Source organism: Candidatus Symbiopectobacterium sp. NZEC135 (genome assembly GCF_025962695.1).
In genome coordinates this window covers 1-629 of record NZ_JAGFPF010001272.1, presented here as the reverse complement: position 1 = coordinate 629, position 629 = coordinate 1, and the positions used below count along the sequence as shown (strand labels likewise).

The following is a 629-nucleotide window of genomic DNA, read 5'->3' as shown; positions in this document are numbered from 1 at the left end:
GGTAAAGCCGTACTGTTTGGCGATGTTCTCGGCGGTGATCCCCATATGGTAATCATTGAAGGCGCACCACAAACCGTCCTGGATCATGGAGTCGATTAATTTGCCATCGCCCATGCGGTAGCCCTGACGTGCTTTTTCCAGCAGGTAAGGGGCAGCACTCATGTTTTCCATACCGCCCGCGATACAGATCTGATTGTCGCCCGCCACAATGGATTGCGCACCGAGCGCTACCGCTTTGAGGCCGGAGCCGCACACTTTGCTGACGGTAAAGGCGGGCGTCTCCACACCGAGCCCGGCAGCCTGACCCGCCTGATGCGCCGGGTTTTGGCCTAAACCGGCGCTCAGCACGTTGCCCAGCATCACTTCATCAATCTTCAAACCCTGCGGCAGGGATGACAGGCTATCTTTAATCGTGGCGCTTGCCAGTTCAACGGCGGAAGTATTGGCTAAACTGCCCGCGAATTTACCGATCGCGGTGCGTTTGGCGCTCACAATCACAACGGAATCTTGTGTGTTCATCAGGGTCTCCTTAGTGGATTTTTAACGGTTGCAGAGAGTCGGAGACAATGAAGTGGGCTTCTGTCTTCTGGCGCAGTTCGTCGAGGGTGATATCCGGGCTGATTTCACGC

The 629-nt window shown here is 55.8% G+C and carries 1 protein-coding gene; it reads right to left on the bottom strand.

The window, feature by feature from the left end:
* Positions 1–519: beta-ketoacyl synthase N-terminal-like domain-containing protein (locus J5224_RS33780; RefSeq protein ID WP_319802549.1), on the bottom strand; the 519-nt coding region annotated here is incomplete at its 3' end.
* Positions 520–629 lie beyond the last annotated feature (110 nt).